The 23519-nt window shown below is 42.1% G+C and carries 27 protein-coding genes; 18 read left to right on the plus strand and 9 right to left on the minus strand.

Annotated features, from left to right (window positions below; genetic code table 11):
• Position 1: 1 nt before the first annotated feature.
• The 4 genes from cyoB to cyoE all read left to right on the plus strand — a co-directional run bounded on the left by cyoB (position 2) and on the right by cyoE (position 4008).
• Positions 2 to 1990: a cytochrome o ubiquinol oxidase subunit I gene (cyoB, locus tag L0Z67_RS04240; RefSeq protein WP_405128470.1), complete on the plus strand. Its 1989-nt coding sequence runs from the start codon at positions 2 to 4 to the stop codon at positions 1988 to 1990.
• A complete protein-coding gene (gene cyoC, locus L0Z67_RS04245; protein WP_405128471.1) occupies positions 1987 to 2622 on the plus strand; it encodes a cytochrome o ubiquinol oxidase subunit III in 636 nt (211 codons plus the stop codon). Before cyoB ends, cyoC begins: the two co-directional genes overlap by 4 nt.
• On the plus strand, positions 2622 to 2981 hold the full coding sequence (gene cyoD / locus L0Z67_RS04250) for a cytochrome o ubiquinol oxidase subunit IV (protein ID WP_237114882.1): 360 nt from the start codon (positions 2622 to 2624) through the stop codon (positions 2979 to 2981). The genes cyoC and cyoD overlap by 1 nt, the downstream gene beginning before the upstream one ends.
• Before the next feature lie 142 nt (positions 2982 to 3123).
• Positions 3124 to 4008, plus strand: coding sequence for a heme o synthase (gene cyoE, locus L0Z67_RS04255; RefSeq protein WP_062570273.1), 885 nt, complete (start codon positions 3124 to 3126; stop codon positions 4006 to 4008).
• A gap of 80 nt (positions 4009 to 4088) precedes the next feature.
• On the opposite strand, the gene L0Z67_RS04260 is transcribed toward cyoE, so the two are convergent.
• The 4 genes from L0Z67_RS04260 to ettA all read right to left on the minus strand — a co-directional run bounded on the left by L0Z67_RS04260 (position 4089) and on the right by ettA (position 7734).
• Positions 4089 to 4997: a histone deacetylase gene (locus tag L0Z67_RS04260; RefSeq protein ID WP_237114883.1), complete on the minus strand. Its 909-nt coding sequence runs from the start codon at positions 4995 to 4997 to the stop codon at positions 4089 to 4091.
• A 53-nt stretch (positions 4998 to 5050) separates the two neighbouring features.
• Positions 5051 to 5416 (minus strand): PilZ domain-containing protein, encoded by a 366-nt coding sequence (locus L0Z67_RS04265; RefSeq protein ID WP_062570281.1) that lies wholly within the window; start codon positions 5414 to 5416, stop codon positions 5051 to 5053.
• Between the two features lie 35 nt (positions 5417 to 5451).
• Positions 5452 to 5943 (minus strand): TlpA disulfide reductase family protein, encoded by a 492-nt coding sequence (locus L0Z67_RS04270; protein WP_062570282.1) that lies wholly within the window; start codon positions 5941 to 5943, stop codon positions 5452 to 5454.
• 117 nt (positions 5944 to 6060) lie between these two features.
• The gene (ettA, locus tag L0Z67_RS04275) at positions 6061 to 7734 is read right to left on the minus strand and encodes an energy-dependent translational throttle protein EttA (protein WP_237114884.1); all 1674 of its coding nucleotides are present in this window, start codon (positions 7732 to 7734) and stop codon (positions 6061 to 6063) included.
• 246 nt (positions 7735 to 7980) lie between these two features.
• Here ettA and metA point away from each other — a divergent pair, with 246 nt between their 5' ends.
• Genes metA through metH form a run of 3 tightly spaced genes read left to right on the plus strand, consistent with a single transcriptional unit; the run spans position 7981 to position 12625 of the window.
• A complete protein-coding gene (gene metA, locus L0Z67_RS04280; protein WP_193988429.1) occupies positions 7981 to 8928 on the plus strand; it encodes a homoserine O-succinyltransferase in 948 nt (315 codons plus the stop codon).
• Positions 8918 to 9985, plus strand: coding sequence for a homocysteine S-methyltransferase family protein (locus L0Z67_RS04285; protein WP_193988430.1), 1068 nt, complete (start codon positions 8918 to 8920; stop codon positions 9983 to 9985). Before metA ends, L0Z67_RS04285 begins: the two co-directional genes overlap by 11 nt.
• 9 nt (positions 9986 to 9994) lie before the next feature.
• Positions 9995 to 12625, plus strand: coding sequence for a methionine synthase (gene metH, locus L0Z67_RS04290; protein ID WP_237114885.1), 2631 nt, complete (start codon positions 9995 to 9997; stop codon positions 12623 to 12625).
• Between the two features lie 111 nt (positions 12626 to 12736).
• Here the strand turns inward: metH and L0Z67_RS04295 are convergent, their stop codons facing one another.
• The 5 genes from L0Z67_RS04295 to flgA all read right to left on the minus strand — a co-directional run bounded on the left by L0Z67_RS04295 (position 12737) and on the right by flgA (position 15176).
• Positions 12737 to 13087 (minus strand): 5-carboxymethyl-2-hydroxymuconate Delta-isomerase, encoded by a 351-nt coding sequence (locus tag L0Z67_RS04295; RefSeq protein ID WP_245219991.1) that lies wholly within the window; start codon positions 13085 to 13087, stop codon positions 12737 to 12739.
• Between the two features lie 124 nt (positions 13088 to 13211).
• Positions 13212 to 13481 (minus strand): hypothetical protein, encoded by a 270-nt coding sequence (locus L0Z67_RS04300; RefSeq protein ID WP_062570287.1) that lies wholly within the window; start codon positions 13479 to 13481, stop codon positions 13212 to 13214.
• A 309-nt stretch (positions 13482 to 13790) separates the two neighbouring features.
• Entirely contained in the window at positions 13791 to 14219 is a 429-nt protein-coding gene (gene flgN / locus L0Z67_RS04305; RefSeq protein WP_405128472.1) for a flagellar export chaperone FlgN, read from the minus strand.
• Complete coding sequence (gene flgM, locus L0Z67_RS04310; RefSeq protein ID WP_405128473.1) at positions 14216 to 14518, minus strand: flagellar biosynthesis anti-sigma factor FlgM; 303 nt, start codon at positions 14516 to 14518, stop codon at positions 14216 to 14218. The genes flgN and flgM overlap by 4 nt, the downstream gene beginning before the upstream one ends.
• 76 nt (positions 14519 to 14594) lie before the next feature.
• On the minus strand, positions 14595 to 15176 hold the full coding sequence (flgA, locus tag L0Z67_RS04315; RefSeq protein ID WP_405128474.1) for a flagellar basal body P-ring formation chaperone FlgA: 582 nt from the start codon (positions 15174 to 15176) through the stop codon (positions 14595 to 14597).
• Positions 15177 to 15460: 284 nt separating this feature from the next.
• Between flgA and flgB the strand changes: the two genes are divergently transcribed.
• The 11 genes from flgB to L0Z67_RS04370 are packed head-to-tail and all read left to right on the plus strand — an operon-like array spanning position 15461 to position 23519.
• Positions 15461 to 15832 carry a flagellar basal body rod protein FlgB gene (gene flgB / locus L0Z67_RS04320; protein ID WP_062570290.1) on the plus strand — a complete coding sequence of 124 codons (372 nt, stop codon included), beginning with the start codon at positions 15461 to 15463 and terminating at the stop codon, positions 15830 to 15832.
• Positions 15833 to 15834: 2 nt separating this feature from the next.
• Positions 15835 to 16251 (plus strand): flagellar basal body rod protein FlgC, encoded by a 417-nt coding sequence (gene flgC, locus L0Z67_RS04325; protein WP_062570291.1) that lies wholly within the window; start codon positions 15835 to 15837, stop codon positions 16249 to 16251.
• A 4-nt stretch (positions 16252 to 16255) separates the two neighbouring features.
• Entirely contained in the window at positions 16256 to 16912 is a 657-nt protein-coding gene (locus tag L0Z67_RS04330) for a flagellar hook assembly protein FlgD (protein ID WP_193988435.1), read from the plus strand.
• 17 nt (positions 16913 to 16929) lie between these two features.
• Positions 16930 to 18291, plus strand: a complete 1362-nt coding sequence (locus L0Z67_RS04335; RefSeq protein WP_405128475.1) for a flagellar hook protein FlgE — start codon at positions 16930 to 16932, stop codon at positions 18289 to 18291.
• A gap of 11 nt (positions 18292 to 18302) precedes the next feature.
• Entirely contained in the window at positions 18303 to 19043 is a 741-nt protein-coding gene (locus tag L0Z67_RS04340; RefSeq protein ID WP_062570294.1) for a flagellar basal body rod protein FlgF, read from the plus strand.
• A 15-nt stretch (positions 19044 to 19058) separates the two neighbouring features.
• Positions 19059 to 19844 carry a flagellar basal-body rod protein FlgG gene (gene flgG / locus L0Z67_RS04345; protein WP_062570295.1) on the plus strand — a complete coding sequence of 262 codons (786 nt, stop codon included), beginning with the start codon at positions 19059 to 19061 and terminating at the stop codon, positions 19842 to 19844.
• A gap of 5 nt (positions 19845 to 19849) precedes the next feature.
• On the plus strand, positions 19850 to 20569 hold the full coding sequence (locus L0Z67_RS04350; RefSeq protein WP_062570786.1) for a flagellar basal body L-ring protein FlgH: 720 nt from the start codon (positions 19850 to 19852) through the stop codon (positions 20567 to 20569).
• 9 nt (positions 20570 to 20578) lie between these two features.
• Positions 20579 to 21688 carry a flagellar basal body P-ring protein FlgI gene (locus L0Z67_RS04355; RefSeq protein ID WP_062570296.1) on the plus strand — a complete coding sequence of 370 codons (1110 nt, stop codon included), beginning with the start codon at positions 20579 to 20581 and terminating at the stop codon, positions 21686 to 21688.
• A 15-nt stretch (positions 21689 to 21703) separates the two neighbouring features.
• Positions 21704 to 22180 (plus strand): rod-binding protein, encoded by a 477-nt coding sequence (locus L0Z67_RS04360; protein ID WP_405128476.1) that lies wholly within the window; start codon positions 21704 to 21706, stop codon positions 22178 to 22180.
• A 5-nt stretch (positions 22181 to 22185) separates the two neighbouring features.
• Positions 22186 to 23364 carry a flagellar hook-associated protein FlgK gene (flgK, locus tag L0Z67_RS04365; protein WP_405128477.1) on the plus strand — a complete coding sequence of 393 codons (1179 nt, stop codon included), beginning with the start codon at positions 22186 to 22188 and terminating at the stop codon, positions 23362 to 23364.
• On the plus strand, positions 23358 to 23519 hold the full coding sequence (locus L0Z67_RS04370; protein WP_405128478.1) for a flagellar basal body rod C-terminal domain-containing protein: 162 nt from the start codon (positions 23358 to 23360) through the stop codon (positions 23517 to 23519). Before flgK ends, L0Z67_RS04370 begins: the two co-directional genes overlap by 7 nt.

The following is a 23519-nucleotide window of genomic DNA, read 5'->3' on the forward strand; positions in this document are numbered from 1 at the left end:
CATGTCGTTGTTAGGTAAATTAACATTAGACGCAATCCCGTTTCATGAACCAATTATCATGGTTACCATGACGGTGGTCGCTGTCTTAGGCTTGCTAGTGGCAGGCTTAGTAACAAAATATAAAAAATGGGGCGTGCTTTGGCACGACTGGATCACGTCAATTGATCATAAGCGCCTAGGTGTGATGTACATCATTCTTGCGCTTATCATGCTTTTCCGTGGTTTCGCGGATGCCATTATGATGCGTCTACAATTAGCAATGGCTACCGGCGGTGCAAGTGGTTACTTACCACCTGAACATTACGACCAAATTTTTACGGCGCACGGGGTGATTATGATCATCTTTATGGCGATGCCGTTCATGATTGGTTTAATGAACATCATTTTACCGCTGCAAATTGGTGCCCGTGATGTTGCATTCCCATTCTTGAATAATCTAAGTTTTTGGTTAACTGCTGGTGGTGCGATACTCATTAATATTTCACTGTTTTTCGGTGAATTTGCTAAAACGGGTTGGGTTGCTTATCCGCCATTATCTGAGCTGTCGTTTAGTCCGGGTGTGGGGGTCGATTATTATATCTGGGCCTTGCAAATATCCGGTTTGGGTACTTTGTTAACGTCAGTTAACTTCTTAGCGACTGTATTCAAAATGCGTGCACCAGGCATGACATTAATGAAAATGCCTATTTTTACGTGGGCTTGTACGTGGGCAAATATCTTAATTGCAGCATCGTTCCCAATTTTAACGGCTGTACTGGCAATGCTAACGCTTGATCGTTATCTCGATTTCCACTTCTTCACGAATGAATTAGGTGGTAATGCGATGATGTACATCAACTTATTCTGGGCATGGGGTCACCCTGAAGTTTACATTCTGATCTTACCTGCGTTTGGTATTTTCTCAGAAGTTATCTCAACGTTTGCTTGTAAACGCCTGTTTGGTTATAAGTCGATGGTTTACGCAAGCGGTGCGATTTCTATTTTAGGGTTCATCGTTTGGCTTCACCACTTCTTTACTATGGGCTCAAGCGCTAATGTGAATGCCTTCTTTGGTGTGATGACCATGGTCATTGCAGTACCGACGGGTGTGAAACTCTTCAACTGGTTATTCACTATGTATCGTGGTCGTTTACGTATTACGGTGCCTGTCCTTTGGACTTTAGGTTTCATGGTGACTTTCACTATCGGCGGTATGACCGGTGTGTTACTTGCCATTCCAGGTGCTGACTACGTATTACACAATAGCTTATTCTTAATCGCTCACTTCCATAACACCATTATTGGTGGCGCAGTGTTTGGTTATTTAGCTGGTTTTGCATTTTGGTTCCCTAAAGCAATGGGCTTTAAACTTGATGAAAGCTGGGGCAGAAGATCTTTCTGGTGTTGGTTAATTGGTTTCTTCGTGGCATTCATGCCGTTATACGTACTTGGTTTCTTAGGTATGACACGTCGCTTAAACCACACTAACAACCCTGATTGGAACATCTGGTTATACATTGCAGCTGGCGGTGCGGTGATCATTATGTTCGGTATCTTGTTCCAAGTAGTACAACTTGTGGTGAGCTTCAAAAACCGCGAGCAACTTGATGATACAACGGGCGATCCGTGGAATGGTCATACGCTTGAGTGGGCATCTGCATCACCTCCGCAGTACTACAACTTTGCAAAAATCCCTCATGTTGATGACATTGATGCATGGACTGACATGAAAGAAAAAGGCCTAGCTTACAAGCAAGAAGCCTCTTATAGCCCAATTCACATGCCAAAAAATACATCGGCAGGTGTATTAATGAGCGCAGCTTTAACAACTTTCTGTTTTGCCATGATTTGGCATATTTGGTGGCTTGCAGCCTTTGGTTTACTGGGCGCTATCGCGGTATTTATCAAACGTTGTTATACGGCGGATGTTGATTATTACGTGCAACCAGATGAAATTGTTGAACTTGAAACGGCGCACAATACCGCCGCGACTAAAGGGGTGAATGCATGAGTTCTATCACTGCTGATTTAAACACCTTAGATAATACTCAAGGTCATGTTGATGCACATGACCATGAGCATCACGATACGGGTGGCAACACGGTTTTCGGTTTTTGGTTGTACTTAATGACCGACTGCTTATTGTTTGCTTCTTTCTTTGCAACCTATGCCGTGCTGTTTATGAACACAGCCGGTGGCGTGTCTGGCAAAGATATTTTTGAACTTGATTTTGTTGCGGTTGAAACCGCGGCACTCTTACTTAGTAGTATTACCTTTGGTTTTGCGATGATCTCTGCGCATTCGCAGAAGAAGACCGCTACGTTAACTTGGTTGCTGGTTACCTTTGCCTTTGGTGCCGTATTTATTGGTATGGAAGTATATGAATTTCATCACCTAATTGCGCACGGTAATGGCCCACAACAAAGCGCCTTTTTAACCTCGTTTTTCTCTTTAGTAGGCTTACACGGTCTGCATGTGACGGCAGGTTTAATTTGGATGACAATCATGATGATCGAAGTTTTACGTCGTGGTTTAAACCCGCAAACAGTGACGCGCCTAAGTTGTTTAAGCCTGTTTTGGCATTTCTTAGATGTGGTGTGGATCTGTGTATTTACCGTTGTTTATTTAATGGGAGCAATGTAATGAGTCACAGTGAATCACATGTCATTAATAATCTAGAAGTACACGCACATAACGCGCAATCACATGGCAGTATCAAAGACTATTTAGTTGGCTTTCTACTGTCAGTGGTTTTAACGGCTATTCCATTTTGGGCTGTAATTAGTGGGTCGTTTTCAAAACCAGCCACCGTATGGTGCATTGTAACGATGGCTGTTGTGCAAATTTGGGTGCATTTAAAGTACTTCTTGCATTTAAGTTTTAAAACTGAAGACGGCAAGGCCAGCTCATTGTCATTTATCTTCAGCGCTATCATTATCGTAATGGTGGTTGGTTTGTCGGTGTGGATCATCTACGAATCGAACGCCATGATGATGTACTAATAACAATTACTTTGTAATTGATTAAAGAGTTTACGAAAGGAGCTGGTTAGTTTGAGGTTGTGTCTCCAGTTCTTACAGTCTGTTACTAGCTAGTTTCTTTCGTAATTTTGCGTTTGTGCGAAATATTAGAGGAGTCGAGGAAGTGTTTCGACGTTATTTAAATGTCACTAAACCTGGCATTATCATGGGCAACTTAATCTCCGTCGCGGGAGGATTCTTGCTAGCCTCTCGTGGTGATGTTGACCCATGGTTAATGATCGCGACCTTGCTAGGGTTATCTTTAGTCGTAGCATCTGGATGCGCAATCAATAATGTCATTGATCGTGATATTGATGTTGCTATGGCGCGCACTCGCAAACGCGTCACAGTCACTGGCGAAATGTCAGCAAAGGCGGCTATGACACATGGCATCGTGCTTGGTGTTTTTGGTTTCACATTATTAGCAGTGTATACCAACGTAGTGGCACTCTTATTTGCTACATTTGGTTACGTCATTTATGTTGGTGTATACAGCTTATATATGAAACGTCGTTCTGTGTACGGCACCTTTGTAGGGAGTTTATCGGGCGCAGTTCCACCTGTGGTGGGCTATTGTGCGGTAACTGGGCAGTTTGATGCTGGTGCTGTGATTTTATTGGTAATGTTCAGTTTATGGCAAATGCCTCATTCATATGCAATTGCAATCTTTCGTTATAACGACTACCAAGCGGCCAGAATTCCTGTGCTACCTGTAGCGCAAGGGATTGAGAAGGCAAAGCATCACATTGTTTTATATATCGCCGTGTATGCGTTGGTTGTGATGTTATTAACCATTAGTGGTTATACAGGTTTAGCTTTTATGGCTGTGGCTTGTACAACGAGTTTTTGGTGGTTGCTAATGGCGCTCCGTGGCTATCGTCGCAATATTGATGTAAGCGGCTGGGCGCGCCAAGTGTTTGCTTTTTCAATTGTAAACATCACGGTTTTGAGTATAGCGATGGCTTTAGATTACCATTCGGTAGCTCCACAGCTACTTGTTTTAACTTAGAAAAAAGTTGCTAACATATCCCAATGTTACAGTAGCAAAGGCCCGGTTCTTTTCTCCACCGGGCCTTTTTTCGTTATTGTTTAAAAGCGTGCAGCTTGCTCTACCACTATGCCATGGCGAGCGGCAAGACGACGGTGATCTTTATCGTAACCACCACCAATTACCGTTGCGACAGGTACATTGCGCTCTAGGCAACGCTTAAGGACTAAATGATCGCGTTGCTCTATCCCTTGCCAGCTTATATCAAGTTTTCCTAAGCCATCCTCTTGCCATACATCAACACCTGCATCATAAAGCACTAAATCTGGGTTAAGGGTGTTTAATAAATAACTCAGAGTATCGTCAACAACGCCTAAGTATTCACTATCCGCCGCATTGGGTGCTAATCCTATGTCTAAATCGCTGGCTGACTTGCGAAACGGAAAATTCTTTTCGCAGTGGATAGAGCAGGTATAGGCATAGGGCTGATGCGCGAGCATTGCTGCGGTACCATCACCTTGGTGAACGTCTAAATCAAAAATAAGTATATTGGTGACTTCACCACTTTTTATTAGGGTTTCGCTGGTAAACGCTAAGTCGTTTACCATGCAGTAGCCGGATCCAAAGTCAGTATGAGCATGGTGGGTGCCTCCTGCTAGATGGCAAGTTATACCATGCTTCAAGGCAAGACGCGCCGTTTGCAAGGTGCCAAGTGGGGCGGTAAAAGTACGCGCCATGAGTTGCTCAGACCACGGCAGGCCGATACGGCGCATTGCTTTTTCGTCAAGGCGGTTATGCCAAAGGTCATAAATATAATTATCGCAATGTACTAGTTCGAGAGGTTCTGGCGTGCCTAACTTTGGTTGGACTAAATTACTATTAATAAGACCAAGGCTTTTTACATGTTCATATAAGTATGCAAATTTGCTCATTACAAAGCGATGCTTCGGATCGAAGTTAAATGAGTAATTAGGATGATAGACGATAGGTAAATGTGGATTTAAATTCATTGAATACAGCACAGCCAGTTTTTAACTATGGTAATAAAGTTACCTTTAATAGTCTATTCGGGTGTATGTATTAGCATAGTTAGCTCTCGGTGTAATAGGTCATCGTCTCCTAGGTTTAGCTCTACTAACCGCTTTAAGTGAGTGATGCTATCAATATCGATATGGACACAGTGTAAGCCTAAATGAAACGGCTCAATATGCCTGATTTCAACAGACATATTAATAGTGATTTGGCTTTCTGGCAGCGAGAAAGTAAGTTCTGCCAGCGCATTTTTATCAGCCAAGAGCTTATCAGGAAGGCTTATCAGTGCCCCATTTAAAGATATATCGAGTAATTCACAATTGTATGTGTGTTCATTCATAACCAATGTTGCTGGTGTAGAAAACAAGATACGCGAATACTTACGACGATTTTTCATAATAACCCTTAGCGATGCTTAAGCTTAGAGTATAGTCAATCACTCACGAGTTTGGCGGCATTGTCATGAAGTTTTTTATCGTCAGGGTCTGATGTGGTGGTTAGCCAAATAACTTGGCCTTGTTTATTGATAAAAAGCGTTGTGGGTGTTCCTTTTACGCCAAGTTGTTGCGCAATCAGATCTGCCTTTATTGCTGTTTTAAAATGATGCCCTCTGTTTATTAAAGATTGTTGAGGTGTTGCATCATCGTCTTCACGAAAGCTAACACCTATCACGCGAAGGCCGTGACGTTTATATTGTTGATGAATTTTCTCAAGTCCAGGTTGAAGCTTTTTACAGTATGGGCACCACGTTGCCCAAAAGTGAAGAATATAAGGCGTGCCAAGTAATTCAGCCGTTTTAAGCTGGCTCCCATCAGCCATTTCAAGCGTGAGAGGAGGAAGTTGTATGGGGTTTTCAAGTTCAGATGCAAAGGTGCTATTTATAAAGCATGAGAAGAGTAGAATAAGTGCTAGCAGGTGTTTCATGAGATTAGTTCTTTTTTAAAGTTGGTACTTTAATAAGAACTAAATGCAAACATTTTTCTTTCAAAATAAAAAAGCCCTGCGTGTGCAGGGCTCTGATAATGATAGCTTAAGTATCAATTAACCTATTTTTTTGTATTTAATACGCTTAGGTTGCGCCGCTTCTGCGCCTAAGGTTTTCTTCAACCACTCTTCATATTCTGTGTAGTTACCATCGAAGAAGTTAATTTGGCCTTCGTCACGGTAATCAAGAATATGTGTAGCAATACGGTCAAGGAACCAACGGTCATGCGAGATACACATCACACAGCCAGGGAACTCTAAAATAGCGTTCTCAAGTGCACGTAGTGTTTCAACGTCTAGGTCATTGGTTGGCTCATCCAGTAGTAATACGTTACCACCTGCTTTTAATAGCTTAGCTAGGTGTAAGCGGTTGCGCTCACCACCTGATAAGTCTTTAACGAATTTTTGTTGGTCGTTACCTTTAAAGTTAAAGCGGCCAACATAGGCACGGCTTGGGAATTCAAAGTTACCAATTTTTAATACGTCTTGACCGTTAGAGATTTCTTGGAAAACCGTGTTGCTTTCGTCCATGTCACCACGGAACTGATCAACGGTTGCAAGCTCAACAGTATCACCCACAAGGATCTCACCGCTATCTGGCGTTTCTTCACCACTTAGCATTTTGAATAGGGTTGATTTACCCGCACCATTGGCACCGATAATACCTACGATAGCGCCTTTTGGCATTGCAAAGTTTAAGTCATCGATTAATACGCGATCGCCAAAGCTCTTCTTCAGACCTTTCACTTCGATAACTTGGTCACCTAAGCGCGGACCAGGTGGAATGAATAGCTCATTCGTTTCGTTACGCTTTTGGTAATCGTTTTGCTGTAGCTCAGAGAACTGTGCCATACGTGCTTTAGACTTAGCTTGACGGCCTTTCGGGTTTGAACGCACCCATTCAAGTTCTTGCGCGATTGATTTTTGACGTGCTTTTTCAGATTTCTGCTCTTGTTGTAAACGTAAATCTTTTTGTTCAAGCCACGATGAGTAATTACCTTCCCAAGGAATACCTTCACCACGGTCAAGCTCTAAAATCCAACCTGCTACGTTATCTAAGAAGTAACGGTCGTGGGTTACAGCTACCACGGTACCTTCGTAGTCGTGTAAGAAGCGCTCTAACCAAGCAACTGACTCAGCATCTAAGTGGTTGGTTGGTTCATCAAGAATTAGCATATCTGGTTTTTCAAGTAGTAAACGACAGATCGCAACACGGCGTCGCTCACCACCCGAAAGGTGTTCAATTTTTGCATCCCAAGGTGGTAAACGTAATGCATCAGCTGCACGTTCTAACACGTTGTCGATATTGTGACCATCGTGTGCTTGGATGATAGCTTCAAGTTCACCTTGCTCTTTCGCAAGTGCATCGAAGTCAGCACCATCCATTGCATACTCGTTGTATACTTCATCTAAGCGATTCAGTGCATTTTTAACTTCGCTTACTGCTTCTTCTACTGTTTCGCGAACTGTTTTGTTCTCGTCTAGCTGCGGTTCTTGCGGTAAGTAACCGATTTTAGTGCCTGGTTGAGGGCGAGCTTCACCTTCAAAGTCTTGGTCAACACCGGCCATAATGCGAAGTAACGTTGATTTACCTGCACCGTTTAGACCTAGCACACCAATTTTTGCGCCTGGGAAAAAGTGTAAAGAAATATCTTTTAAGATAGTGCGCTTAGGTGGCACAACCTTAGATACTCGACTCATCGAGAATATAAACTTGTCTGGTAACACCATGAAAGAAGCCTTCAATTTATAATAAAAATTAACAGCAAGTATTGTATACCCAAACTACCTCAAAATACAGAATTCAGCGTTTATGATAGGCTTAATATCAAGGTGTTATTTACTCAAAGAGTCATACATTTTAATTAATGGCCACTCAGAAATATCACTTCATTTGGACATCTAAACATCTAGAGGTTGAAATTTCTAACTATCCGTTCATAATTAGCAGTCAGATAAGTATGCTCGGAGCCAGCTATGCCCATTACAGTAAAAGATGAATTGCCTGCTATTGCAAAGTTACGTCAAGAAAACGTGTTTGTAATGCCAAAAAGTCGCGCGAAAACGCAAGAAATACGCCCAATGCGTTTGGCCATCTTAAACTTAATGCCAAACAAAGTTGAAACCGAAGTGCAGTTTATTCGTTTGCTCGCTAACTCACCGCTGCAAGTTAATGTTGAGCTGTTGCGCTTAGATACTCACCGCACCAGTAGTAACTCTGAGCAGCACATGGATACGTTTTATCGTTATTTTTCAGAAGTGAAAGATAATAACTACGATGCCATGATCATAACAGGCGCGCCGCTTGCTCATTTAGAGTATGACGAAGTTGCTTACTGGGATGAACTAAAAGTTATTTTAGATTGGGCAGAGCAGCATGTTACGTCGACGTTGTTTTCGTGTTGGGCGGCCCATGCGGGGCTTTATCATCACTATGGCCTTAAGCGTGAACTTAAACCAAATAAACTGAGCGGGGTATTTACCCATAAAAGTTACTTTGACCATGCAGCACTTACCCGTGGTTTTGATGATACCTTTTTAGTGCCACACTCTCGCTATGGTCATATTGATATCGACAAGATCACTGCCTGCGACGAGCTCGTAGTGTTAGCTGGTTCTGAGCGAGTAGGTGCCTACTTAATTAAAAATAAATCAGGCAGCCAAGTGTATATTACTGGTCATCCAGAGTACGATGCGCATACCTTAAAAGGGGAGTATTTGCGTGACCAAGAAAAATCAGCGGATGCGCCTAAGCCAGAAAACTACTTCCCTGACGATAACCCAGACAACGAACCGTCGAAAACGTGGCAAAGTCATGCCTTTTTATTGTTTTCGAATTGGTTAAACTATTATGTGTACCAAACTACACCGTATGATATTAACTTAGTTAGCCAAGACGTAAGGACTAACAACTATGCCGAGTAATGCAGTGAATAAACGCGAACAATTAACCGAGGCGCTAAAACAGCGAATCTTAATCCTCGATGGCGCGATGGGCACCATGATCCAAGAACATAAATTAGAAGAACAGGATTATCGCGGTGAGCGCTTTAAAGATTGGCATGTACTTATTAAAGGCAATAACGATTTATTAAGTCTAACTCAGCCAAAAATCATTGCTGATATTCACCGTGCTTACTTAGAAGCCGGTGCCGATATCATCGAAACGAATACCTTTAATGCCACGACTATTTCGATGGAAGATTACGATATGGCGAGTCTTAGCCGCGAAATCAACCTCGAGTCAGCGAAACTTGCACGCGGTGTGTGTGATGAGTTTGAAGCAAAAAATCCAAGCAAACCGCGTTATGTAGCCGGTGTACTTGGGCCAACGTCAAAAACCTGTTCGATTTCACCAGATGTAAACGACCCAGGTTATCGTAATATCAACTTTGATAAGCTGGTGGCTGCGTATGTTGAGTCAACACTTGCACTTATGGAAGGCGGTGCAGACCTTATTTTGATTGAAACTATCTTTGATACGCTAAATGCAAAAGCGGCTTCGTTTGCCGTAGAGGAAGCATTCGAGCAAGCAGGTCGTAGTTTACCTGTGATGATCTCAGGCACCATTACCGATGCCTCTGGTCGTACTTTATCAGGACAAACCACCGAAGCATTTTATAACTCAATTCGCCATATTAAACCGCTCTCAATCGGCCTTAACTGCGCCCTTGGCCCTGACTTACTGCGTCAATATGTTGAAGAGCTATCGCGCGTTTGTGAAACCTTTACCTCGGTGCATCCAAATGCGGGTTTACCGAATGAGTTTGGTGAATATGATTTAGAAGCCCCTGAGATGGCCAAAGAAATTATCGATTGGGGCAAGTCTGGCTTTATCAACATTGTAGGTGGTTGTTGTGGCACCACACCGGCTCATATTAAGGCGTTTGCGAAAGGCCTTGAAGGTGTTAAACCGCGCCAATTACCTGAGCTTGAAGTGCGTATGCGCTTATCGGGCCTTGAAGCGTGTAACTTAAACTAGGAAACCGACATGACTGACCAAATTGCTGTATTTACTAACGTCGGTGAGCGTACCAATGTAACAGGCTCGGCTAAGTTTAAGCGCTTGATCATGGAAGAAGATTACGAGACCGCTCTCGATGTTGCCCGTGAACAAGTTGAAAATGGCGCGCAAGTGATTGATATCAACATGGATGAAGCCATGTTGGACTCAAAAGCTGCGATGGTAAAGTTTTTAAACTTAATTGCCTCAGAGCCTGATATCTCAAAAGTACCTATCATGGTTGACTCATCTAAATGGGACGTGATTGAAGCGGGCTTAAAATGTATTCAAGGCAAAGCCATTGTTAACTCAATTTCACTTAAAGAAGGTGAAGAGCCATTTATTCGCCAAGCTAAGCTAATTAAGCGCTTTGGTGCTGCTGCGGTGGTTATGGCGTTTGATGAAACCGGGCAAGCTGAAACCGCTGATCGTAAGTTCGAGATTTGTCAGCGTAGCTACAAAATTCTTGTTGAAGATATTGGCTTTCCGCCAGAAGACATTATTTTTGACCCGAACATTTTTGCTGTTGCAACGGGCATTGAAGAGCACGATAACTACGCGGTTGAGTTTATCGAAGGTACGCGTCGAATTAAGCAAGGCTTACCGCACTGTAAAGTGTCGGGCGGTGTATCGAATGTGTCGTTCTCGTTCCGTGGTAATAACCCAGTACGTGAAGCGATTCACTCAGTGTTTTTATATCACGCGATTAAAGCGGGTATGGATATGGGCATTGTAAATGCTGGCCAATTAGCGGTTTACGACGATATCCCCGAAGAGCTGCGCAAAGCAGTGGAAGATGTGATCCTCAATACCGACCCAGGTGCTGGTGAGCGACTTGTTGAACTTGCACCAAAATACTCAGGTATGGCGCAAGCAGAAAAAGTTGAAGATTTAGAGTGGCGTACTTGGCCTGTTGAAAAGCGCCTTGAACATGCGTTAGTAAAAGGCATTACCGAGTATATTGACGAAGATACTGAAGAGTGCCGTAAGAGCAAAGCTAAGCCTATCGAAGTGATCGAAGGCCCGCTTATGGACGGCATGAACGTAGTAGGCGACTTATTCGGCGCGGGTAAAATGTTCTTACCGCAGGTTGTTAAATCTGCTCGTGTAATGAAGCGCGCCGTTGCCTATCTTGACCCTTTCATTGAAGCCGAAAAAGAAGAGGGCGCAACCAACGGTAAAGTGGTTATGGCAACCGTTAAGGGCGACGTACACGACATTGGTAAGAATATCGTAGGCGTTGTACTGCAGTGTAATAACTACGAGGTTATCGACCTTGGTGTTATGGTGCCGGCAGAGAAAATCTTGCAAACCGCCATTGACGAAAAAGCCGACATTATTGGTTTATCAGGGCTGATTACCCCATCGCTTGATGAAATGGTGCATGTGGCGAAAGAAATGACCCGTCGTGGTTTTGAATTACCGCTACTGATTGGCGGTGCAACAACCTCGAAAGCGCATACCGCGGTTAAAATTGAGCCTCAGTATGATAAAGGTGTGGTTTACGTCAATAACGCCAGCCGCGCAGTGGGTGTGGTTTCTAATTTATTGTCGAAAGAGTTAAAACCGGCATTTTTAGAGAAAACCAAGGCTGAGTATGAAAAAGTACGTGAACAACAAGCACGTAAAAAGCCTCGCTCAAAACCCGTTACTTTACAGCGTGCTCGCGACAACGCAGTCAAACTTGATTGGGACAACTACACGCCACCTGTGCCGAAAAAGCTGGGTGTGACTGAGTTTAAAGATGTTTCGATTGCGACGTTAAGACAGTACATCGACTGGACACCTTATTTCATGACTTGGTCAATCGCTGGTAAGTACCCACGTATTCTTGAAGATGAAATTGTTGGTGAACAGGCTAAAAGCTTATTCGCTGATGCTAATGCAATGCTTGATGAGCTTGAGCAATCAGGTGCGTTACAACCACTTGGTGTCATTGGTTTATTCCCAGCAAATAGAGTAGGGGATGACATTGAGATTTACACCGATGAGTCGCGTACAACGCTTTTAACTACATCGTGTCATTTACGTCAGCAAACTGAAAAAACCGACTTTGCTAACTACTGTTTAGCTGATTATATAGCGCCTAAAGGCACCCCTGATTACTTTGGTGCGTTTGCGGTTACCGGTGGTCTTGAAGAAGATGACCTTGCTGATGCCTTCGATGCTAAGCAAGATGATTACAATAAGATTATGGTTAAAGCCGTTGCTGACCGTTTAGCAGAAGCGTTTGCTGAATATTTGCATGAGCAAGTGCGTAAAGAGTATTGGGGCTATGCGGTAGATGAAAACCTATCGAACGATGAACTTATTCGTGAAAACTACCAAGGTATTCGCCCAGCGCCAGGTTATCCTGCTTGCCCTGAACATACTGAGAAAAAGAAAATCTGGCAGTTACTTGATACCGAGCAGCGTATCGGCATGAAGCTAACCAGTTCATACGCAATGTGGCCTGGGGCGGCGGTATCAGGTTGGTATTTCTCTCATCCTGAAGCTAAGTACTATGCGGTGGCGCAAATTCAACAAGATCAGGTTGAAGATTACGCAAAGCGCACCAACATGACACTTGCCGAAGCTGAGCGTTGGTTATCACCGAACTTAGGCTACGAGCCAGAATAGTAAACAGCCGAGTATGTAAATACTCGGCTTTTTTATTGTGCTTAGATTTGCATGATAAAGTCTTAATTTGAGGGAGTGGTGCTAGAAGCCACTTACTATATAAAAACTGCACTACACCATAGCGCGATTACAATAGGTCGCTTTCTCAAAATCACTGATGTTCATTGCAATGTTGGGAACATCTGGAAACAAATTAACAAGCTTACTAACAATTAACTTTGATAAGTTTGCCTTTTGCTCTGTTGTTCTTCCTTGCATTATATGCGCAAATACGTGAATAAAATCCTCTCGCTTATTTCCGACCGAATGAACGTTAAATGGATTCACTCTCACTTTTATATCACTTTCATCGAATAAGCCTGTAGAGTTAGCTTGATGATGGATCTGTTCGATAAGATATTCTTCGTTGTTGGTTTTTAGAACCATCGCTGAACAATCTATTATAAAGTGTGGTATATGCATCTCCTTATGATGATCTGTATTACTGACGTTTGTTGAATTCCAGCTTAGCCATAATATGCAAATTTTTTATATTTATCGTAATAACGGCCAAAAGTAATTAGATCTCACTCTACCACGAAAACCTTTAGGAGCTTTTAATTAACTTTTCTGGCTCTTTAGCAAACCACATTATAAAACTGCACTTTTTACATGATAACAAGGAAGCTGTGCTGTTAGCCCAATCTAAATTTAGAAAAGTCATGCCAGCTGTGTTTAATTGAGCGTCACCTAACTCAAACCGATTATGGCTGCAATGAATACATGTCACTTTTACACCGTTCACTTGATACTCATCAGAATTGACTGCGTTAATTGCTCCCTTGAGGCCTTTACCTAATTTAGAAATGAATGACATTTTAAATCTCCATATAAGTATAGTGAGTCTTAAAGCTACTCGTTTAGTTGTGTATTTAATAATACTAGCAAGATAAATTAATCACTGATTTAATTCAATTTATACTAAATAACAATATAAATAAGAGTGGTATTGTTGCTAAAACAAGTAGAAGCCAACCCTTTCTTACTATCAAATCCCGTAGGGAGACAATTGATAGTTATATTCTAGTGCGTTGCTTCTAATCGCTTGATTATCCCAACTTAACTATACGTAAAATAGAAAGCACCACACCAATGAACTGATGTGATGCTAGGGGAGGCATAAAAATTAAAAAGGTGATTCAGGGTAAGCGGTTTTGCTTTGTGTGCCTGTTAGTCTGTGCAGTAACTGTTTTTGTCGGGCTAATAATAAACCTGAACGTTCGTTAAGTGCCTGACAATGCTTTGATTTAATGACTAACTGCTGCATTAATGTTTGTGTTGTTTGTTTAATTTCTTTTGGCAACTTTTCAACTAACGTCATTAAGCCTTCTTTACCTTGTGCAAGCCCTAAACTTTGTAAATAGCTATCACGGCTTAGATGGTTTTTATCTAAAGACTGTAAAACAGCAGACATCTTGGCGTTGTGCTGTTGTAATGTTGTATCTCGTTCGCTTAGAAGCACATACTGTTGTTCAAGTGCACTAATGAGTGAATCAAGTTTGCGTACATCGTGTTGTAGGCTTTCAATAAACTGCTTAATGCTGTTTATGGTCATTTTTTATGAAACTCTAGTAGGGCATTAATTAATGTATCTTGGTCAAGCGACAGCTCACCATTAGCAATAGCGGCTTTTACTTTTGCTACTTTTTCAAGGTCAACATCAGGCTTTGACGCTAAGTCTTCAAAGGTATTATCGATTGTTTTACTAAGCGAACTAATTTGTTCTGCGCTTGCTTGCTTGTTCGCCGCTGTGTGAGATTTTTTACTGATATCTTGACTGCCCGCATCAATAAAGTTGTTCACTTTTGCAGCTTGCTCAACATGACTACTGCTACCTTTGTTGTTTATGTTCATTATCAATCCCCAATTAATTTTCTACTAATTTTGTAAAGCGACCCAATTTATCGATTTCTTAAATTTATTTTTAAATTTATAAAAGTGTTGCTTTCACAACCCCTTTATCAATCACTTGGCCTTCAACAATTTTACCAGAACTGAGGTTTTTTACTTTGATCATTTGGCCTTTAATCCCTTCCTCAAGTGCAATTGCTTTTACGCTTGCAGTAAAGGAGCTTGTGCTGATGAGAAGTTTTATATGCTGCTCTTTATTGACTAGGTAGTTATTTTCGAGCTGTCTGCGAGTGACTAAATCGCCTTGCTTGATGTTTCTTTTAACTGTCATTCCAATCAATTCATTTGTGCTCGTTTCCATACCGTAAACGTGTTTTGCAATATTAATCGAATCATAGTTTAGTAACTCATTGCTTAACACTTCGCCGCGTTGTAAGTCACGTTTAGCAACGACTAAATTGAGCCACAGATCAACTTTTGCGGTGGCTCTAAATTGCCAAATAGGATCTGCACAGCTGAGGGTCAGACGAATTCTACCTGCGGGAATGGAATTGGGTTTTACCCTGTTTATTGATAACTGATCACAGCTAAGCTCTTTTGCTGCAGCTGGTATGTATAACGCAATTTTTTTTTGCTGACTTTGCTTGTTTATGCTGCCCAAGTAATGAGTTATTTCGCTATTTATATACCGTTTAATCTCTTTTTGAAAATTGCTTGCTAAGACATTAGCTGAAAATAATAAGGAAATAATTCCAAAAAAGAGGAAAAAAGCACCATTCCGTATCGGAAGTATTGCTTCCGCTTTAGCGCGCCTTAGATTAAATTTATTACAGTAACTCATTGAAAAATATGTCTTATAAAATTTGGCATAAAGGTTGTTAATAGCCTTATACCGAATTCAAAATGTGCAAACGAGCATACAAGACGTAGTCAGTTGAGGCAACAATGGCATTATTTGATAAAGCGTTAGGCGTACACCCATTTGCTATGCAGTTGAGAATAGACAGAGCTGAGGTGATCGCAAGTAACCTAGCAAATGTTGATACCCCAAATTTTAAAGCCAGAGATGTGGATTACCAGCAAATTTTGGGCGATGTCGCAGCGAGTATGGAGCATAACAATGATGTAGGCTTTGCGGGAATCACTGCCAATGAGCTGATGTATCGTGTGCCGTATCAAGCATCCAGTGATGGTAATACCGTAGAGCTCAATGTCGAGCAGGCAAAATTCTCTAACAACAGTATGGATTTTCAGACCAGTATGACCTTTCTAAACATGAAAATCAGTGGCCTGCATAAAGTAATCAAAGGAAATTAATAATGTCTTTTAATTCTATTTATGACATTAGCGGCAGTGCAATGCGTGCTCAAGTGATGCGCTTAGATACCATTGCTTCTAACCTTGCTAATGCTGACACAGCGGCGTCTACCGAAGAGGGCGCATATAAGGCGCTTAAACCGGTTTTTTCTGCCATGTATAAAGACTCTTTTGATCAGCAAAATGTTGCGGCTGCTGTTAATACCATGGGTGTGACAGAGTCTAATCGTACTGTTGAGCAACGTTATGAGCCTAACAACCCACTTGCCAATGATGATGGCTATGTCTTCTATTCAAACGTCAATGTACTTGAAGAAATGGCAGACATGATGTCAGCAAGTCGTAGTTATCAAACATCCGTTGATGTTATGTCGCGTGTTAACAGCATGCAGCAAAGCATTCTTAAATTAGGACAGTAGCACCATGGATATCGCAAATACCACACAAAGCAATAATAATGCTGCCAATGTAAGCTCAAGTATTTCAGGGAATGTTAACTCGGCAGAAGAAATGTCGACCATGTTTTTAGAGTTACTAGTGGCACAGATCAGTAATCAGAACCCGTTACAACCTATGGACGGAACCGAATATGTTAGCCAACTAGCTGAATTCTCAAATGTTGAATCATTACAAAGTATAAAAAATAACACCAGTGCGAGTTTAGATAACAGTAGCAGCATGTTAGTCCTTGAAGCGACTAACTTAGTTGGTGAAACAGTGACAGTGCCAGCGGATGTGGTGGCTTTAGAAAAAGAGGGCAAAGTGTCGGGTCTTGTTAACTTATCAACACCTGCTGATTCAGTCACTGTGCAACTTTATGACAGTAATGGCCAGTTAGTTGAAGAAAAACAGTTGGCATACAGTGGTGTGGGTTCTTTGAATTTCGAATTTGATGAACAAGATGCGGGTGGCTATTCGATTAATGCTTTTTCGACTACCAATGGTGTTTCACAACGCCTAACACCTTGGCTAAATGGTGAAGTAGAACGCGTCTCTGTGGGTAGCAGCAGCGACGATATTTTATTGCAAGTTGATGGCTTAGGTAATTTTGCCTTAACCGATATTAATCAAGTTGCTTAGACTGAAGAGGAATAATTATGTCTATGTTTAATATAGGTTTAAGCGGCCTTAAAAGCACTCAAACAGGGTTAGAAGTAACAAGTAATAATATCGCTAACTCATCAACTTCTGGTTATAAAACAGGTAATACAGAATTTGCCGCGGTTTACAATGGTGGTAGCCGTAGCGGTGTACGTGTTTCAGATATCAAAGAAGACTTTGTAACCGGTGGTGATATTGTTAGAACAGGTAACGCACTTGATATTGCAATTGATGGTCAAGGTTTCTTTGCTATCTCTGAAGGTAACCGTATTGCTTATACGCAAGCAGGGCAATTTACCCTAGATAACGAGCTTAATATTGTTAATGCAAATGGGGCAAAGCTGCAAGGTTATGGTGTGAGTGATGCTGATGCGGCTGGCGAAGCTGAGATCATCCCAGGTGTGTTAACGGATCTTAAAGTACAAGGCGCGAACATCCCAGCTGTCGCAACTGATGCAATCGATTTTCATGGCAACTTAAGCTCTGCCAGCGACATTATTTCTTATCCTGTAGCACCGAATAACTTTGATCCTACCGATGGCACACAGTATAACTTTTCGCAGCTAACAGAAGTATTCGATTCGCAAGGTAACAGCCATGTATTGACTCAATACTTCAATCACACAGCTGATAACCAATGGCAAGTAATGTACTTTATGGATGGTTCACCACTACCAGCAAGTGCACTTGGTACCCCCGCAGGGGCTGTGACTGATACTCAGGATGTTGTTGTTGATGGCAATGTTGTCACAGCAGGTGTTGTTAATATTACCTTTGATGCCGACGGTCAAATGCAACCGCTTGATCCTGGCTTTACGCCTCCTGCGCCGCCAGCACAAGAAGATGACAACGTACTTGACCCTTACAATCAACGTGAAATTACCATGTCTTTCCCTGTTGGGGGCGGTGCTGCGCCAATGTCTTTAACGCTGGATATGGCAAAAACAACGCAGTTTGGTACTAATTTTAATATTCTTGAAAATGATGCTAGTGGCTATTCAGCAGGCACTTTCTCAGGTTTATCAGTCGAAGAAGATGGCAAAATTTTCGCCACATTCACTAACGGAGAATCTAAGCTTCAAGGGCAGGTTGTACTTGCTTCGTTTGCAAACACAAATGGTTTAGAAGCGGGTGATAATACGGTTTGGTATGAAACCCGTGACTCTGGTGGTGCCTCATACAGTGAGCCAGACAGCGGCACAGTTGGCGGATTAATCGCAGGTGCGTATGTCGGCTCTAATGTTGATATCAGTGAGCAGTTAGTCGGCTTAATGTCGTTCCAACAGAACTACCAAGCAAATGCGAAAACCATCAGCAGTGCTGATGAAATGATGCAAATTTTATTTAGTAATACTTAAGGTTTCATCTTATGGAAAAGTTAATTTATACCGCTGTCTCAGGGGCTGAACTAAACAATACAGCCTTAAAAGTAACAGCCAATAACTTAGCCAATGTAAGCACTGCAGGTTTTAAGGCTGATTTAGAGCAAGCGCAATCAATGCAAGTTACAGGCAGTGGGTTTCGCACTCGTTATCACGCACAAATGTTGCCTGTCACTACCGATTTATCAGCGGGTCCTATGATGGACACTGGCAGAAAACTGGATGTTGCTCTTAGCGATGGTGGTTTTTTAGAAGTGATTGATGACAATGGCGAACCTGCTTATACGCGCTCTGGTAACCTTGAAATTGATGCGGATGGTTTCTTAACCGTAAATAATCGCCGTGTGCAAAGCAATATCGGTGATATTCAGCTAGGGGATTTTGCAGAGTTAGAAATTGCCCCTGACGGTATCATTAATGTGGTTCCGCTCGGTGGTGGTGTTATCGCTGAAGAAGCACAAATTAAACTTGCTAGTACCGGTGATGAAGGTGCGGTGATGGTTAAAGGGCGTGATGGTTTATTTCGTGCTGAGAACCTTGAGCCGCTAGACATGGACGAAGCTATTCGTTTGCGTACAGGTGTACTGGAAGGGTCGAATGTGAATGCGGTTCAAGAAATGATTAAAACAATGAATATCAGCCGCCAATTTGAAATGAATATCAACATGATGAAAGCAGCTGATGAACTGGCAAACAGTGGCAATAAGCTGGTTAGCGGTCGCGGTTAGGATGTGGAGTGAATAATGAATTCAGCATTATGGGTAAGTAAAACAGGGTTAGCAGCGCAAGATTTGCGTATGACCACAATTTCAAACAACTTAGCGAATGTGAGCACGGCCGGTTTCAAAAAAGACCGTGCCGTATTTGAAGATCTATTCTACCAAGTACAGAAGCAACCAGGCGCACAAGCAGATGACTTGAATCAGTTACCGTCGGGTATTCAGGTGGGAACAGGGGTGCGTATTAATGGTACGCAAAAGCAATTTACTGAAGGAAGCTTTGAGACAAGTAGCAATCAATTAGATGTTGCGATTGCAGGGCAAGGCTTTTTTCAAATTGAAAGCCCTGATGGTGAGTTACTTTACACACGTAATGGTCAATTCCAATTAAATTCAGAATCTTTATTGGTGAATGGTAACGGCTTACCGCTTGCGCAAAATATCGCCCTACCAGAGGGGACAACTAAAGTCACCATCGGTCGCGATGGTACAGTGAGTGCGGTTGTTGATAATGGCGTTGAGCCAATTGAGTTGGGTCAGTTACTAACGGTTAATTTTGCGAACCCTGCTGGTTTAGAGAGCTTAGGCGGTAACCTTTACCGTGAAACAGCAGCCTCAGGTGAAGCTATTGAAGGTGTGCCAGGTGAAGAGGCATTTGGTGAATTACAGCAATTTACCATTGAAGGTTCGAATGTCAGTGTTGTTGATGAAATGGTAAGTATGATTGCGGTACAGCGCGCGTACGAAATGAACGCTAAGGTCGTATCTGCAGCTGACGAAATGTTGCGTTTCATTAATCAGAATGTGTGATTGCTATGATTAAGTTAAGTGCTACTGTTTTATTGGTTATGCTGCTAGCAGGATGCAGCACTACTGATCATGAACAATATGTGCAATGTAAAGTTGTTCATGGTGAACCCAAGTGCCCGATTCAGAAACAATCTAGAGCACGCGAAGACTATGAAGTCGCTAAAGATGCGTATCAAGTAGGCTTAAATTATGAAAACGGTAGCCTTTACAGTGACAGCTATATGTTTTCTCTGTATTCCGATAAACGTGCTTATCGAGTGGGTGACATTTTAACGGTTGTTTTAAATGAGCGTACACAGTCGAGCAAAAGTGCTGATAGTAACTTAGAAAAAAATACTGATGTTGATGTGTCGGTGCCTTTTGCGGGTAACTTGAATGTCGCTGATTTTAATTTAGGAATTGGTTCAAGCACTGAATTTGATGGTGGTAGTAGCGCAAGTCAGCAAAACTTTTTAAGCGGTGCAATCACAGTGCGCGTTATTCATGTGCTGTCAAATGGCACATTAGTGATTAAAGGGCGCAAACAAATTCAGCTAAATCAAGGTGATGAATACATTGAAATGGAAGGTCTCGTTCGCCCAGATGATATTGACGTAGCTAACCGCATTTCATCATTAAGAGTTGCCGAAGCACAAATTAGCTATACAGGTAGCGGCACACTGGCCGATGCATCAAGCCCAGGTTGGTTTACTTCTTTATTTAGCCGTTATTTAAACCCATTTTAGAGCGTAGATATGAAACAGATACTTTTACTATTGCTTGTTCTTAGTAGTTGCTTTACGCCAGTGCAAGCAGAGCCGTCTTCACGCCAGCTTCTTGAGCTGGTTGATGTCTTAGGAGTAAGAGACAATCAGCTTGTAGGTTACGGCTTAGTGGTTGGTCTAGCTGGTTCAGGCGATAAGGCACAAGTAAAGTTTTCTGCGCAATCTTTGAATAATATGCTTAAACAGTTCGGCGTAACAATGGATGAAAGCCGTCTGCCGAAATCAAAGAATATTGCTGCGGTTGCTGTGCATGCAACACTTCCTCCTATGGCCAACCCTGGCCAAGCAATTGATGTAACGGTCAACTCTTTAGGTGATGCCAAAAGCCTTCATGGGGGAAGTTTAATGCTTACTCCTTTAAAGGGCATTGATGGCAAAGTGTATGCGCTGGCACAAGGTAATCTTGTTGTAGGTGGTACTAATGCCAGTGGCCGTAATGGTTCATCTGTCACAGTAAACGTACCCACGTCGGGGATTATTCCTGACGGTGCGATTATTGAACGTAACACGGCTGATATGTTCAAGTTGCAACCTGATGTCATTTTGAATTTAAAAGAACCCAATTACCAAACCGCTCGAAACATTGTTAAAGCGATCAATAAAGTTTTTGGGCCATCGGTTGCAAGTGCTGAAAACTGGGGGCGTTTAAAAGTCAGTGCGCCAATCGACCCTGATAGCCGCAACACTTTTATGTCAATGCTTCAAGATATTCGTGTTGAACAGGGCTCTAAACAGCCTCGTGTTATTTTTAATAGTCGTACTGGTACGGTCGTGATGAACGAGTTGGTAAAAGTGAATCAAGCTGCGGTAAGTCATGGCAACTTGACCATTACGATTACTGAAATGGAAGGGGCTTCACAGCCTAACGCATTTTCGAATGGCAGAACGATGCCATTGCAATCGAGTAATATCGATGTGCAGGAGCAACACAATGGCATGTTACTGATGCCGGCAGGGACTTCGCTGGATGAAATTGTAAAAGCAATTAATGCGCTTGGTGCTACACCGAGTGAGTTAATGTCAATTCTAATTGCGCTCGATAAGGCTGGCGCCTTAGAAGCTGAACTACTCGTGATTTAATAAGGGGTCAATATAGTGACTATTGAGTTAACCAAGCCGGATTTTAATACCTTACAATCGCTTGCTATCGATCCTGGTCAAGTTCAGCAGCTTATAGCTAATAATACGCAAGAGGAAGGAATTCAAAAGGCCGCGGAGCAATTTGAAGCTATTTTCTTGCAGTTAGTATTGAAAAACATGCATGCAGCAACCGAGGCCGTGTCATCACAAAATGGCTTTTTTGCAAGTAAAGAGCAACAGCAATTTCGTGATATGTATGATGCCCAAACAGCTCAGGAGCTAGCTGCAAATAACCAGTTAGGTTTAGCTGAGGCTATTGTCCGTCAATTTAGCGAAAAGTTTACACCGGTTGAAAATAAATTTAAGGAAATGGCACAGGTTGTCGCTGAACATAGTAAAGAGGTGAATGAAATTGAGGCAGCGCCTGCGCCTATTGAGCGTTTAAGTGGCCCTGCATTCGCTCAATCACTTAATATTATTCCGATTAGGTAATTGCTATGTCAATGATAAGTAACGCCATGAGTGGCTTAAATGCGGCTAATGTCGCTATGACGGTTGCAGGTCAAAATGTTGCAAATGCAGCAGTTGATGGCTACTCACGTCAAGCTGCAAGTTTTGCTACGAGCAACTCGCCGTTAGGCGGTGTTTATGTTAATTCAGTCGATCGTATTGTCGATGCATTTTTAAATGATGATATTTGGCGCACGCAGTCTGACTTGTCTTATTATCAAAGCAAGCAAACATATTTAGGTTATGTAGAAGAAATTGTTGGTACAGACTCGTTAAATTTTAATGATGCTGTTGGACAGATAACAAATGCCTTTAATGCTGCGGCAAGTAGCCCTGATTCAAACGCATATAGACAGCAAATTATTTCTTCATCGGAAGGATTGATACAAGATTTAGCACAAATGAATGGTGCGCTTTCGGCACAAATAGATAAGTTGAGCCTAGAGATGACGAACCTAGCAAGTAACACAAGTTCAACAGCTCAACAGATCGCGGACGTGAATCAGAGTATAGTGCAAGCTATAGCAAACAAGCAGCCTACCGCAGAACTCAAAGACAAGCGCGAACAATTAATAACAGAACTATCATCGCAGATAGGCATTGCCATCACTGAACGTGATGATGGCAGCCTTGATATTAGTACCCTAAGTGGCGCGCCTTTAGTTATTGGGACTTCTGCTGCAACAGTGTCAGTTGCGGGAACTGAGGTTAGCACGTCATTAAAGGGGCAATCATTTACACTTAATGACCAAGTCGGTGGTAAGTTTGGTGGCTTAATTAGTGCTGACTCACAGGTTATTCAACCAACACTTGAAAAGCTAAGTGATTTGGTCAAGGACTTTGCCGATGATGTGAATACTGCTTTATCTGAAGGATTTGACTTAAATGGTGATGCTGGTATTCCTTTATTTACTTACAACGTTGCAAATCCTCTATCGTCAATTGAAATTAATCCTGCAATTACCCCAGAAAAAATAGCGTTAATAGGGGGGAGTTTGACGCAGGAGGAAATTGGGTTGCAGCAGGCGGGCGTGGCGATAATGCCAATGTCGCCAATATTATTGCGGCAATTCAAAGTAATGATGATGATTTCTCTGTATTGGTTGGGGATTTGGGAATTGCAAGTAAACAAAATCAAAACAGTGCGACAACCTCTGAAGTGTTAAATAGCAATGCGGTACTTGCTCGAGATAGCCGAAGTGGCGTTAATTTAGATGAAGAAGCTGCTAATTTGCTGCATTTTCAACAAATGTACAGCGCTAATGCCAAAGTGATTACTACGGCTGATCAAGTATTCAATACTTTACTAACCATGTTTTAG

It is taken from the genome of Pseudoalteromonas sp. PB2-1 (assembly GCF_045040605.1).
Classification (GTDB): domain Bacteria; phylum Pseudomonadota; class Gammaproteobacteria; order Enterobacterales; family Alteromonadaceae; genus Pseudoalteromonas; species Pseudoalteromonas arabiensis.